The organism is Promicromonospora sp. AC04, from assembly GCF_003058225.1.
In the GTDB taxonomy this organism is placed as follows: Bacteria; Actinomycetota; Actinomycetes; order Actinomycetales; family Cellulomonadaceae; genus Promicromonospora.
Genome location: NZ_QBUG01000010.1, coordinates 38,778 through 51,229, shown reverse-complemented (window position 1 = coordinate 51,229; position 12,452 = coordinate 38,778). Strand labels below are relative to the sequence as shown.

The 12,452-nt window shown below is 71.1% G+C and carries 13 protein-coding genes; 3 read left to right on the top strand and 10 right to left on the bottom strand.

The genetic code is table 11. From position 1 onward, the window contains the following. Positions 1-57 precede the first annotated feature (57 nt). Entirely contained in the window at positions 58-501 is a 444-nt protein-coding gene (locus tag C8K30_RS23285; RefSeq protein ID WP_108495293.1) for a DUF3151 domain-containing protein, read from the bottom strand. 130 nt (positions 502-631) lie between these two features. Between C8K30_RS23285 and C8K30_RS23280 the strand changes: the two genes are divergently transcribed. After that, positions 632-1,036: an STAS domain-containing protein gene (locus tag C8K30_RS23280; protein ID WP_108495292.1), complete on the top strand. Its 405-nt coding sequence runs from the start codon at positions 632-634 to the stop codon at positions 1,034-1,036. A gap of 101 nt (positions 1,037-1,137) precedes the next feature. Here C8K30_RS23280 and C8K30_RS23275 read toward each other — a convergent pair whose 3' ends face one another. Beyond that, positions 1,138-3,432 carry a SpoIIE family protein phosphatase gene (locus C8K30_RS23275; RefSeq protein WP_108495291.1) on the bottom strand — a complete coding sequence of 765 codons (2,295 nt, stop codon included), beginning with the start codon at positions 3,430-3,432 and terminating at the stop codon, positions 1,138-1,140. A gap of 414 nt (positions 3,433-3,846) precedes the next feature. Here C8K30_RS23275 and C8K30_RS23270 point away from each other — a divergent pair, with 414 nt between their 5' ends. Continuing rightward, positions 3,847-4,239, top strand: a complete 393-nt coding sequence (locus C8K30_RS23270; protein WP_233257415.1) for an STAS domain-containing protein — start codon at positions 3,847-3,849, stop codon at positions 4,237-4,239. A gap of 84 nt (positions 4,240-4,323) precedes the next feature. Here the strand turns inward: C8K30_RS23270 and fbaA are convergent, their stop codons facing one another. From fbaA to C8K30_RS23235, 7 genes are all read right to left on the bottom strand, one after another. Beyond that, on the bottom strand, positions 4,324-5,349 hold the full coding sequence (fbaA, locus tag C8K30_RS23265) for a class II fructose-bisphosphate aldolase (RefSeq protein ID WP_255415782.1): 1,026 nt from the start codon (positions 5,347-5,349) through the stop codon (positions 4,324-4,326). A 247-nt stretch (positions 5,350-5,596) separates the two neighbouring features. Then, positions 5,597-6,832, bottom strand: coding sequence for an MFS transporter (locus C8K30_RS23260; RefSeq protein WP_108495289.1), 1,236 nt, complete (start codon positions 6,830-6,832; stop codon positions 5,597-5,599). Positions 6,833-6,890: 58 nt separating this feature from the next. Then, a complete protein-coding gene (locus C8K30_RS23255; RefSeq protein WP_108495288.1) occupies positions 6,891-7,586 on the bottom strand; it encodes a hypothetical protein in 696 nt (231 codons plus the stop codon). Further along, positions 7,583-8,191, bottom strand: a complete 609-nt coding sequence (locus C8K30_RS23250) for an RNA polymerase sigma factor (RefSeq protein ID WP_108495287.1) — start codon at positions 8,189-8,191, stop codon at positions 7,583-7,585. The genes C8K30_RS23255 and C8K30_RS23250 overlap by 4 nt, the downstream gene beginning before the upstream one ends. After that, positions 8,188-9,294 carry an amidoligase family protein gene (locus tag C8K30_RS23245; protein WP_108495286.1) on the bottom strand — a complete coding sequence of 369 codons (1,107 nt, stop codon included), beginning with the start codon at positions 9,292-9,294 and terminating at the stop codon, positions 8,188-8,190. Before C8K30_RS23245 ends, C8K30_RS23250 begins: the two co-directional genes overlap by 4 nt. A 4-nt stretch (positions 9,295-9,298) precedes the next feature. Then, complete coding sequence (locus C8K30_RS23240) at positions 9,299-9,853, bottom strand: hypothetical protein (RefSeq protein ID WP_108495285.1); 555 nt, start codon at positions 9,851-9,853, stop codon at positions 9,299-9,301. A gap of 107 nt (positions 9,854-9,960) precedes the next feature. Then, complete coding sequence (locus tag C8K30_RS23235; protein WP_108495284.1) at positions 9,961-10,650, bottom strand: RNA methyltransferase; 690 nt, start codon at positions 10,648-10,650, stop codon at positions 9,961-9,963. A 99-nt stretch (positions 10,651-10,749) separates the two neighbouring features. On the opposite strand from C8K30_RS23235, the gene C8K30_RS23230 reads away from it, so the two are divergent. After that, positions 10,750-11,514: a VTT domain-containing protein gene (locus tag C8K30_RS23230; RefSeq protein WP_108495283.1), complete on the top strand. Its 765-nt coding sequence runs from the start codon at positions 10,750-10,752 to the stop codon at positions 11,512-11,514. Between the two features lie 117 nt (positions 11,515-11,631). Here C8K30_RS23230 and C8K30_RS23225 read toward each other — a convergent pair whose 3' ends face one another. Continuing rightward, positions 11,632-12,408, bottom strand: a complete 777-nt coding sequence (locus C8K30_RS23225) for an HAD-IIA family hydrolase (RefSeq protein WP_108495282.1) — start codon at positions 12,406-12,408, stop codon at positions 11,632-11,634. Positions 12,409-12,452 lie beyond the last annotated feature (44 nt).

Below are 12,452 nucleotides of genomic sequence, written 5' to 3'. Positions count from 1 at the left end.
ATAACTTGATTTGCTCCGCGGAGTGCGCCCCATGGCGCCCGCAGGCCGCGCCCGAGTCTACTTCGTGGTGGGCACCAGGGCGCGAACCTCGTCCACAGACGTGCCCGAGTCGACGAGGAACTTCGCGCAGCGCTCGGCCTCGTCCTCCTCGCCGATGAGGTGCGCCGCCCGGGAGAGCGCGAGGAGCGCCCGGAGAAAGCCCTGGTTGGGCTCGTGGCTCACCGGGATCGGGCCCTGCCCCCGCCAGCCCGCCCGACGCAGCACATCCAGCCCGCGGTGGTAGCCGGTACGCGCGTAGGCGTAGGCCTCGACGTTCCCCGCACCGCCGCCCGCCGCGAGCGCACCCTCCGCGAGAACAGCCCACACGAGGGACGACGCCGGCGCCGACGCCGCAACCTCGACCGGGTCGTCGCCGCTGGTCAGGCGCTCGCGGGCGGCCGGGAAGTCGTCCGGCAGCAGCGTCGGGGCCGGACCCTGCAGCAGATTCTCGTGGGTGCTCATGCTCGAATTCTCACACTTCCGGGACACCGGGGGGCAAAGGGGATCACGCGGGATTGCCGACCCGGCCTGCCCAACGGTGAATTTTGCCTTTCATCCGGTGCGATCGAGCAACTGTCGTTACGCTCGACACATGATCGAGATCGCGACGTCTCCCACGACGACGACGCTCGTGATCGCCGGCGACCTCGACCTCGCCGAACGAGACCAGTTCCCGGAGATCGCAGCGCGCGTGGTCGGCCTGCGCCGACAGCTGCTCGTCATCGACATGTGCCGGGTCACCTTCATGGATTCCACCGGGGCCGCGTTCCTCATCTCGCTGGCCGACGCGGGCCGCAAGCGCGGCGGGGCCACAGTCATCCGCGGGGCCGACGAGCGCGACCTGTTCGTGCTCGAGGTGTGCGGCGCGATGGAGCTCTTCCGGGTGGACGACGAGCACTCGTGCGAGCCGGCGGCTCCCGACTCGGGTTTCGCGGTGATGACGTCCCGTGACGACGACACCTCGCCGTTATCGCACCGCGACGTGTCCACCGCGTAAAACGTTATCCATTCCGGCCCCACGCACGAAAATACTTCGTTGCGGGCGCGACCGTTGCGAACATCTGCCCGTCCTGCGCGCGACGATCGCGCCCACGACGACTACTTCGGCGGGGTGGGCTGGCGGCGCAGCTTCGCCCAGACCAGCTTTCCCGAGCCCGACGGGCGCCAGCCCCACTCGGCCAGCCGGTCCACGATCTGCATGCCGAACCCGCCCAGGCGGTTCGGGTGCCCGTCGGTAGCGACCGGCGGCGCGGGGTTGTTGTCCTCGACCTCGATGCGCAGCCCGTCGCCCGTGTCGTACAGGCGCAGCGCGATGTGCCCCCAGCCGTGCAGCACGCCGTTCGCCACCAGCTCGGAGACCACCAGCTCGGCCTGCGCCGACTCCTCGATGCCCCACGCCTGGCAGGTGCGCAGCACCGCGTGCCGGGCCCGGCCGATCGAGGACGGCTCGCTCGGCAGCATCCAGCGCCGCCAGCGCGGCGACAGGGCGGTCTCCCCGGCGTCGCCGGTCGGGTCGGGGATCCGCACCACGACTATCGCGACGTCGTCCTCGGGCGCGTCGGCCAGGCGGGAGAGCAGCTCCTCGCCCACGCCCGCGGCGTCGCGCGCCGTGATGGCCGACGCCGTCTCCAGCAGCGCCTCAAGACCCAGCCGCAGGGACCGGTCGCGCCGCTCGATGAGGCCGTCCGTGTAGAACAGGAGCGTGTCGCCGGGCTGGAGGCGGGCCTCGCCCGTTGTCCGTTCCCGTGAGCCGAAGCCGACGAGTGCGCCGCCGCCGTCGTCCAGCTTGATCACCTCGCCGGAGCGCAGCAGGAGGGGCGGCAGGTGGCCCGCGCGCGAGTAGCCGATGGTCCAGACGTCCGGCTCCTCCTCGCGCTTCAGGGAGGCATACACCATGCTCGCCGAGCGCGGGATGCCCATGCCCGCGACGAGCTGGTCCACGCGTTCGAGCACGCGGCTCGGCGTCGACAGCTCGAACGCGTACGAGCGCACAACGGAACGCAGCTGGCCCATGGTCGCGGCGGCCTCGACGTCGTGCCCCACGACGTCGCCGATCACCAGGCCCACGAGCTCCGGCGAGATCTGCAGCACGTCGTACCAGTCGCCGCCCACCTGGGCGTGCTCGGCGTTCGGGGCGTAGTAGGTCCACACGTCGAGGCCCGCGACGTCGGCCTGCTCGGGGAGCATGGCGCGCTGCAGGGTCTCGGCGAGGCGGTGCTCGCGTGCGTACATGCGCGCGTTGTCGATGGCGCTGCCCGCGCGGCGGGCCACCACCTCGACCACCGTGCGCAGCGTGTCGGGCTCCTCGGCCTCGACGTAGTCACCGGCCACGTCCTCGTCCGGGACGATCACCACGAGGCCGAGCACGTCCCGCCGCCCGGCGACCGGGTGCACGACCACCGAGTCGGGCGCCTTGCCCAGCTCGTCCGCGAGGCGCAGCGCCAGGTCGCGCTGCAGCCAGCCCGACGCCGAGTGCGGCGCGTGCGGGATGTCGAGGTGCAGCGTGACGGGGCCGTCGAGCACGCCGTCGAGCACGTCCTGCACCGAGTCCACCACCTCGAGGATCGGCATGGGGCCTGTGCCCGTCGTCACGGAGTCGCCGAGGGCATCGGTCTGCGGCCGACGGCGCTGGGTCTTGTCCGCGATGTTGTCGCCCTCGATGTACCGCGCATGACGGCGTCCGCGGCCGCTCGGCGGCGCCGCGACGTCGATGCCTGCGGCGTGCTTGAGGCCGTCGTCGTTCACGTAGAAGCCGGCCCAGCGCACCATGGACTGGAGCAGCTCCGCGATGTCGCGCAGGGCGTACGGGTACTCGAGATCCGTCAGGATCTCGGTGGTCTGCGCGATGAGGTCGAGGTCCTCACGCTGCTGCCGCTCGATCTCCAGGCTCGCCACCTGGGCATTGTGCCGGTCGACGTGCTCGGAGACGTCCACGCTGAACCCGACCCAGTGCGTGATGCGGTCGTTGTGGCCCGCACGGGCCGGGGTGAGCGTGAGCTGGGCCCAGCCGTTCTTCCCACCGCGCAGGTGGGACCGCACGGTCGCGTGCACCTCCTGGCCCGCGTTCACCAGCTCGGTCATGCGCTCCAGGTCCTGCGGCTCCACGAGCATCTCGCCGAGCCTGCGCACCGTGTACCCGGCGAAGTCGCTGAACCGCACGCCCGCGTAGTTCTCGAACGCCTGGTTGGCCCACAGCATGGGCATGCCGTCCTCGGTGGGACCGGTCAGGAACACGGGGAGGCCAACGGTCACCGCGGCGCGCAGCACCACGTCGCCGATCGACGGCGGAAGGGTGCGCGGGATCCCCGACCCGGGCGAGTGCGGGCGCGGCTCGGTGCCCGGCACCCGGTAGGTGCCGCCCGAAGGCGTGCTCGGCGGGATGCTCGGGGGCACGCTCGCGGCGGGTGGCGTGTGCCGACCGGCGTCGAGACCGTTTCCGTTCGACGCCCCGTTGGACGTCCCGTTCGGCTGGGCGCTCGTTGCGCCGTTCGATATCCCGTCCTGGGCCGGAGCAATGCCGAAAACTGGAAGGCCGGGGCGCCGCGGCGGAGGAGAGGACGGTGTCAGACCGGATGAATCGGTCATAATGCCCTCCCTACGGTCTCTATTGCTCGAGGTGCTGTTCCAGCAGGACATTCAACCGTAGATTGGGACGGTCCGAGATCTGAACCTCAACCTCTATCATCGGACCGTTACAACGCTACGACCAATGCTCCCGGAAGGAGAACCGTGCAGGACGGAACTTACGACCCGCCGCGCGGTCCGCAGGGCGGGAGCCCCCAGGACCCCGGCCATCAGAACACCGAGATCGGCGATCCTGCGAGTATCCACGTCATCGTGGGCCGCTCGCGCGCCAGGATCGTGCTCTCCGGAGAGATCGACGCCGACATCGGCGGTGACCTGCACGAGGCGACGGCCGCGGCCGAGGAGTCCCGCCTCCCGGTCGAGATCGACGCGCACCACGTGACCTTCATGGACTCGTCCGGCGTCGCGTTCCTCGCGCGTCTCGCGAGCCGCAGCCCGCACCGCGTGCGCGTGCTGCGCGCACCGCCGACCGTGCGTTTCCTGCTTGAGGTCACCCGGATCGGCGATCTCCTCGACATCGTGGACGAGGACCCGGGCTTCGAGCTGGACGACGACGGCCCGCCGTCCGGCGGCGCCCCGACCCCCGCTGGTGTGGGCGGCCCGTCCGCTTCCTGAAGCAAGTCGACGGTAAAAGGTCAGGTGATCGGTAGCTCCAACTACCGATCACCTGACCTTTTTCCGATTACCCGAGCAGTCTGCTCACATCTTGTGGCCGGCCGAGCGGAGCTGCTGGCAGGCCTCGACGATGCGCGCGGCCATGCCCTTCTCCGCCGTCTTGCCCCAGGCGCGCGGGTCGTAGGCCTTCTTGTTGCCGACCTCGCCGTCCACCTTCAGGACGCCGTCGTAGTTCTTGAAGAAGTGGTCGGCCACCGGACGCGAGAACGCGTACTGGGTGTCGGTGTCGATGTTCATCTTGATGACGCCGTTGTCGACCGCCGCGGAGATCTCCTCCGCCGTCGAGCCCGAGCCGCCGTGGAACACGAGGTCGAACGGCATCTCCTTGCCGATCTCCGCGCCGACCGCCTTCTGGATGTCGAGCAGGATCTCCGGGCGGAGCTTCACCGCACCCGGCTTGTACACGCCGTGCACGTTGCCGAAGGTGAGGGCCGTCAGGTAGCGGCCCTTCTCGCCGGAACCGAGCGCCTTGATGGTGGCCAGGCCGTCCTCGGGCGTCGTGTACAGCTTGTCGTTGATCTCGGCGGTGTGGCCGTCCTCCTCGCCACCCACGACGCCGATCTCGATCTCGAGGATCGTGCGCGCGGCCTGCGACAGCTCGAGCAGCTCGGCGGCGATCACGAGGTTCTCCTCGATCGGCACGGTGGAGCCGTCGAACATGTGCGACTGGAACGTCGGCAGGCCGCCGTTCTTGACCTGCTCCGCCTCGATGGCCAGCAGGGGCTTGACCCAGGAGTCGAGCTTGTCGGCCGTGCAGTGGTCCGTGTGGATGGCGATGTTGACGCCGTAGCCCTTGGCTACCTCGGTGGCGTAGGCCGCCAGCGCGAGGGAGCCCGAGACGCGGTCCTTCACCGTCGAGCCCGACGCGTACTCGGCGCCACCCACGGAAACCTGGATGATGCCGTCCGACTCCGCCTCGGCAAAGCCCTGAAGTGCGGCAGTGACGGTCTGCGACGAGGTGATGTTGACCGCGGGGTAGGCGAACTTGCCGGCCTTCGCCCGGTCGATCATCTCGGCGTAGACCTCAGGGGTTGCGATGGGCATCTGCAAAACTCCAAACGACTGGTGAGGTGGGCGGTCGCAAGAGTTCCCAAGGCCGCCCGGGTATGCACCTTCGATCTTGCCACGATCCACAGGCGGCTGTGTGCGGCCGTTCGCCAATCGAACGGCTGAAACACTGTGGTTTTCGTCTTTCCGACGGCGCCGCGCGGCCCCGTACCACCCGGGACCGCCTCGGATGGCGTTCGATGATCCCGGACGGCCCCGGACGCTTGGGCCGCCCCGACAGGCCGGGCGGTCAGCCGACCGCCCCGTCCTCCGGGTTCCGGCTGCGGATCGGGGTGAAGGCGGCGACGCCGACCACCGTCACGTAGATGACCGCGACGGCGAGCAGCGGCCCGGACGCCCCGAGGCGGTCGGCCGACGCGGTGAGCGCGGCGGCGCCGAGGGGCGCCAGGCTGTAGTGGATGGTCCAGAACGCAGCGGTGACGCGGCCGAGCAGGGCATCGGGCGTGACCAGCTGACGCAGCGACATGGAGCAGACCGCCGCCAGCATCAGCCCGAACCAGAACACGAAGACGGCGGCGCCCATCACGACGACGTCGCGGTTCAGGGCCAGGACCGCGGCGGCCACCCCGCACAGGGTCATGGCCCCGAGCCAGCATGCGCCGAACCCGAGCTTCCTGCGCAGCCAGGCGGACATCACCGCCGACACGCACGTGCCCACGCCGGCCGCCGCCATCACGAGCCCGACGACGTTCTCGCTCTGCCCCAGCCCGTTGCGCACCTGGTAGATGATCACGTCGGTCATGCCGTACGTGACGAAGGTGGTGATCGTCAGGAAGATGGTGAGCACCCGGAGCACCGGGTGTCCCCACAGGAACCGGGCGCCCGTGACAAAGCCCGTCCGGAGGTCACGCCCGAGGCCCGCCCGGTCCGGCGGCGCGGCGGGAGCCACTCGCGACAGGCGGACGGCGAGCAGCCCGAGCGCCGAGATGCCGAAGGTCGCCGCGTCGATGGCGATCGCCGCGGTGACCCCGAACGCCGCCGCGACCAGCCCGGCGAGCGCGGGCCCGCCGATGCTGGCCAGCGAGGCCGTCGCCTGGAGCTTGCTGTTTGCCTCGGCCACCCGCTCCCTGCCGACGATGTTCGGCACGGCCGTGATGTAGGTGATCTGGAAGAGCTGCCCGAACACCGACGCCACGCCCGCGACGACAAAGAGCAACCACACCTGCGGGTCGATCGCCCAGCAGACGGGGACAGCCGCGAAGAGGAGCAGGCGCGCCACGTCGCAGGCGATCAGGAGCCGACGCCGGTCGAACCGGTCGACGATCGCCCCGCCGATCAGCCCCATCGAGAGCGACCCCGCCGCCATGACGCTCGTCAGCAGGCCCATCTGCACCAGCGACCCGGTCGCCTCCAGCATCAGCAGCGGGAACGCGATCATCGAGAACGAGTCCCCCAGCACCGAGAACGTCTGGGTGCCCCAGAAGACGACGAAGTTCCGGTCTCGCGTCAGGGATCGGGGACTCACCCGTTGATCCTGTCCGAGCCGCCAACCGGAAGCAACGGTTTACCGCCGCGCCGCGGGGTCAGGGCACCGGGGGCGTCTCGCCGTCGAGCAGCATGTCCGCGGCGCGCGCCTTCGCCTCGTAGATGTCGATCTGCCACAGCTCGGCGAGCTGCTGGGCGTCCTCGATCGTGTACCCGGCCTCCCGGAAGACCTCCTGATCCGCCGGATCGAGGAAGGGCACCTCCTTGGTCGGGTCCGGTGCCACCGGGGGGGTCTCGCCGTCGAGGATCATCTGACCGGCGCGCGCCTTGGCCTCCAGCGAGTCGACGTTCCACAGGTCGCGGAGCTCCTCCAGGTCCGCCGCCGTGTACTCGGCGCCCCAGAACGCGTCGTACTGCTCGCGTGTGTAGCCGTCGGGCATCGAGGACCAGTCGACGCCGACGGCGTGCGCGACGCCGTCGACCGCTGCCGCGAACTCCGTGTAGGGATTGGCCGCGGCTGCGGCACCCGCACCGACCACGCCCAGGGCCGACACGACCACGCCGGTGACCGCGATCGTGCCCGCGCGCCGGGCGAACGGTGTCACGACTTCGCTCCGGCCGTCGGCCGCTTCGAGACGGGCAGCGATCCGCCGCGCGGTGGCCGCGGTGCCGGCGGCGTCGGGCTCGCGCGAGCGCAGGGCCGCTGTGACGCGCTCGGCGAGGTCGTCCTGGCGGGCGTTGCCCCCCGGCCGGGGCTCTGGCACCGGCGTGCCGGTGGGACGGTCCTGGGTCATGGCGTCTCCGTGAAGGTCGTGTCGGTGTCCCGGAGGGTGGTCAGGGCGCGCGAGGCGTGGGAGCGGACGGTGGCCGGCGAGGTGCCGAGCACGGTCGCGATCTCGGCGTCGGCCAGCCCCTCGTAGTACCGCAGGACGAGCACCGTACGCTGGCGGGCCGGAAGCTGTGCGAGGCGATGCCACATGGCGTCCTCCTGGGCGAGGTCCTCCGCGTGGTCGCCCGCGGTGCCTGCGTGGCCGACGAGTGCGTCGTCGGCGGTGGGCCGGACCATGCGCACGTGCCAGCGGCGGCGCCACGACAGGTGCTCGTTGGTGACCATGCGCCGCAGGTACAGGTCGGGACGCTCGGTCAGAGTGATCCGGTGCCACCGCTGGTGAGCACGCAGCAGCACCTCCTGAACCAGGTCGGCGGCGGTGTGCTGGTCCCCGACGAGCACGGTCGCGTACCGGATCAGCCCGGGCAGGTGCGTGCGCACCAGGTCGTCGAGCGTTCGGGCCGGGTCGACGTCGTCGGCGTCAGGGGCGTCAGGAGCGGGCGCCGGTGCCTCCACCACCCACCGCGTGGGCGTGCTGTCCGGGCCGGTGGCCTTCAGCCAGGTCGTCATCGGCCGGCACCTGCCGTCGCCAGGGCCAGGAGTGCCCCTGCTGGGTCGTGCGCCGCGCCGCCGTCGGGCCGCGGTATCGGGGTGTCGTCGAGGCAGCGCCGCACGAGGCGCTCGACGAGCGCGGCCCCGCGGACGACGTCCGAGGCGTCCAGCGCGCCGGGCAGGATCCGCACCTCGACGGTGTCGCGGGCCGGACGCGGAGCGACGAGCTGGGTGAGGTTCACGTCGGCGTACTTCGTCAGGCCGATCCCGCGTGCGGCCTCGCCCAGCTCGGGCCACGACAGGTCATCTCGTTCCACGAGCTGGAGCAGCTCGGCGGGCAGCGGCGCCAGGCGCCGGCACGCGTCGTTCGTGCCCAGCGCCTCCCACAGCGGTTCCCGCCAGTGTCCGAACAGCCGGACCAGGTTGGCGAACGCCGCAGACCGCCGGAAGGGCGCGCCGTCCAGGTGCAGGTGGACCGCGGCCTCGGCGGGCACGGTGAACCCGAGGTCCCGCGCGGGGGTGAGCAGCTCGTCGAGCACCCGGCAGTGGTCCGCGGCGATCGGCGGGGTGATCACCTCGCAGGGCCGCTCGCGCCCGGCGGGCAGCGGCATGACGACGGCGACAGTGGCACCCGCGGCGTCGTTCACCCGCGCCGCGCCGCCCCTCAGCTCGACCCGGGTGCCGAACAGCTCGGCCACGGGGGCCAGGACGTCGGGCAGGGCCGCGCCCGGGTTGATGTGCCCCTCGATCAGACGTAGCAGGCGAGGCTCGTCGCACAGCACCCGGTACCACCCCCGGTGCCCGGGCCGGGTGGTCGTGCCGGCCAGGTCGGACACGATGGTGATGTCGTCCACGAGCCGCACCACCGGGGCACCGGCGCCGTCGACCACGTCGAACGCGGGGGACAGGTGCCGGAACACCCCGACGCCTGGCACCGCTGACGGCTCGCTGTCGGTGTGGAACGACCGGAGCACCCGGCCGGCGCGGCGGGCGGCAAGAGCGTCCGCCAGCACCTGCCGGTCGGAGCCGGCTGGCGCGAGCAGCTCGATCTCGAAGCCGATGCGCAGCGTGAGGGTGTTGATGGTCGCCTCCTGGCGAGTCGTCAGCGGTGCCAGGCGCACAGGATCAGCTGGCGGCCGAGGTGGCTGCGCCGGCGGGGCCGATGGGCAGCTCCTCGCCGTCGAGGATCATCTGGCCGGCACGCGCCTTGGTCTCGACGTGCTCGGTGTCCCACAGGTCGTTCAGGGCCTCGACGTCGTCGGCCGTGTACCCGGCGTCGAAGAAGGCGGCGATCGCCGCCTGCTCGTCCGCCGGCAGCTCCGGCGTGGTGTGGGTGCCGGGCGCGAACGGGAGCTGCTCGCCGTCGAGGATCATCTGGCCGGCGCGGGACTTGGCCTCGGTGGGCTCGAGCGACCAGAGCTCCTCCAGCTCCGCCTGGTCCTCGGGGCTGTACCCGGCGCCCCAGAACGCCTCGTACTGCGCCTGGGTGTAGCCCTCGGGCATGTCGGACCAGTCGACGCCGGCGGCGTGTGCCGCGGTGCCGACCGCCTGGCCGAAGCTCGAGCTCGGGTTGGCCGCGGCGGCCAGGCCGGCGCCGCCGACGCACAGGGTCGTGGCCGCGACGCCGATCGCGGTGAGGCGGATGGTCTTGGAGCGGAGGGTGCGGGCGGAGCTGGTCACGGGGACCTCCAGGTGAGCGGAACGTGCTTGCCCTCTTAAGACGCCGCCCGCCGGCCAGATGTGGAGTCGCGACCGCCACGACTTTCGCTCCCGTCCTGTTCGACGGCCTACGGCACGTGCTGCGTCACCCAGGCGTGCATCGCGATGGCGGCCGCGGCACCCGCATTGATCGAACGGGTCGAGCCGTACTGCGTGATGTGCAGGACGACGTCGCACGCCGCCTGGGCCTCCGCCGTCAGGCCGGTCGACTCCTGGCCGAACAGCAGCACGCACTCGCGCGGGAGCGGGTGGCCCTCGATCGGCACGGAGCCGGGCACGTTGTCGATGCCGACGATCGGCAGGCGTTCGTCGGCCCCCGACCCGGCCGACGCCGCCCACTCGGCCAGCGCGTCGGCGTCCGCGTGGTGCGTCACGTGCAGGTACCGGTCGGTGACCATCGCGCCGCGGCGGTTCCACCGGCGTCGGCCCACGATGTGTACGCCCGCCGCGTTGAACGCGTTGGCGGTGCGGACCACCGAACCGATGTTGAGGTCGTGCGCCCAGTTCTCGATCGCCACGTGGAACGGGTGCCGCCGCGTGTCCAGGTCGGCGACTATCGCCTCCACGGACCAGTATCGGTACTGGTCAGCCACGTTCCGGCGATCGCCGTCGGCCAGGAGCTCGGGGTCGTAGCGGGGGTCGTCGGGCAGGGGGCCCGGCCAGGGGCCGACGCCGACCTCGGTCTCGGGCGCGGACTCGGGCGCGGTCTCGAGCGGGGACTCGAGCGGGGACTCGGGCGCGGCCGGATGTTCAGACAAGGTGCACCCTGTCGGACCCGTGTGCGAGTGCTGTGACGGTTCCCGGGGAAGCGGACGCGCTGGTCATGCCCGTCATTGTGCCCCCGGTAGGCTCGCGCCATGTTGACGACCGCACTCCCGGAGGTCTTGTCCGGGCTGGCCGCCGCCCCCGTACACGCCGCCCCGATGCCGCAGCTGCTGGGCATCGACTGGATGGACCCGAACTACCTCATCGAGCGGTTCGGCGATGCGGCGCTGGTGGGAATCGCGCTCGTCATCTTCGTCGAGACGGGCCTGCTGTTCCCGATCCTGCCCGGCGACTCGCTGCTGTTCACGGCGGGTGCGCTCGTGGCCCAGGGCACGCTGCAGATCAACATCGTGGTGCTGTGCCTGATGCTGTTCGCCGCCGCGTTCCTCGGTGACCAGACGGGTTACCTCATCGGCCGCAAGGCCGGCCCCAAGATCTTCGACAAGCCGGACTCGAAGCTCTTCAAGCGGTCCTACATCGACCAGACCAACGCCTACTTCGACAAGTACGGCGGCCGCACCATCATCGTCGCGCGGTTCGTGCCGATCGTGCGCACCTACGCCCCGGTCGCGGCCGGCGTCGGCAAGATGGCGTACCGGCACTTCGCCACCTACAACGCGATCGGCGCGCTGCTGTGGGCCGTCGGCGTGACGCTGCTGGGCTACGTGCTCGGCAACTTCACGTTCGTCAAGGAGAACATCGAGGCGCTGCTCATCCTCATCGTGCTCGTCTCCGTGATCCCGATGATCGTCGAGATCTGGCGGGCGAGGCGCGCCGAGAAGGCGGCGAAGAGCTCGGCACAGAACGAGGCCGAGCCCACCGACGAGGAGACCCCGGTCGGCCCGTCAGGCCGCTGACGACGGTCGACGTCGTACGCGTTGGTGGCGTCCTGCTCGGTGCAGTGGCGGGGCCCGCAGACGGCGACCTGGACGGGCATGGTTCCTCCTGGGTTCGCGGGGTGTGACCCGCCTGCGTCAGACCAGGTCGACGATGTCCGCTATCGAGCTCACGACCTGGCTGGGGCGGAAGGGGTACTTCTCCACCTCCTCGGCCGACGTCGACCCCGTGAGCACCAGGAACGTCTCCAGGCCGGCCTCCATGCCGCCCAGGATGTCGGTGTCCATGCGGTCGCCCACCATAGTCGTGGACTCCGAGTGCGCGCCGATCAGGTTGAGCGCCGACCGGAACAGCACCGGGTTGGGCTTGCCCACGTAGTAGGGCTGCCGGCCGGTCGCCGCCGTGATCATCGCGGCCACGGACCCGGCTGCGGGCAGCAGCCCCTCCTGCGACGGGCCCGTCACGTCCGGGTTGGTGCAGATGAACCGGGCGCCGTCCACGATGAGCCGGATGGCCTTGGTGATGGCCTCGAACGAGTAGGTGCGGGTCTCGCCCAGCACCACGTAGTCCGGGTCGGACTCGGTGAGCGTGTAGCCCGCCTGGTGCAGCGCCGTCGTCAGGCCCGCCTCGCCGATCGCGTACGCGCTGCCGTTCGGGATCTGGTCCGAGACGAACTGGGCAGTGGCCAGGGCCGACGTCCAGATGTTCTGCTCAGGTACGTCGATCCCGCTGTACACCAGGCGGGCGCGCAGGTCGCGTGGCGTGAAGATCGAGTTGTTCGTCAGGACGAGGAACGGCAGGTCCTTCTCCCGCAGCGCCTTGATGAACTCGGGGCCGCCGGGGAGGGCGGTGCCCTCGTGCACCAGCACGCCGTCCATGTCCGTGAGCCAGGCTTCGGTGGTCCGCTCGATCATGGGCGTCAGCCTATAGGCCGCGGAAGTGCCCTACGCGGTCCGAG

Excerpts from the sequence above, each read along its gene's own strand:
- C8K30_RS23230 (WP_108495283.1), top strand. The coding sequence starts at position 10,750 with ATGTTGACGACCGCACTCCCGGAGGTCTTGTCCGGGCTGGCCGCCGCC.
- C8K30_RS23225 (WP_108495282.1), bottom strand. The coding sequence starts at position 12,408 with ATGATCGAGCGGACCACCGAAGCCTGGCTCACGGACATGGACGGCGTG.
- C8K30_RS23250 (WP_108495287.1), bottom strand. The coding sequence starts at position 8,191 with ATGACGACCTGGCTGAAGGCCACCGGCCCGGACAGCACGCCCACGCGG.
- C8K30_RS23255 (WP_108495288.1), bottom strand. The coding sequence starts at position 7,586 with ATGACCCAGGACCGTCCCACCGGCACGCCGGTGCCAGAGCCCCGGCCG.
- C8K30_RS23285 (WP_108495293.1), bottom strand. The coding sequence starts at position 501 with ATGAGCACCCACGAGAATCTGCTGCAGGGTCCGGCCCCGACGCTGCTG.
- C8K30_RS23280 (WP_108495292.1), top strand. The coding sequence starts at position 632 with ATGATCGAGATCGCGACGTCTCCCACGACGACGACGCTCGTGATCGCC.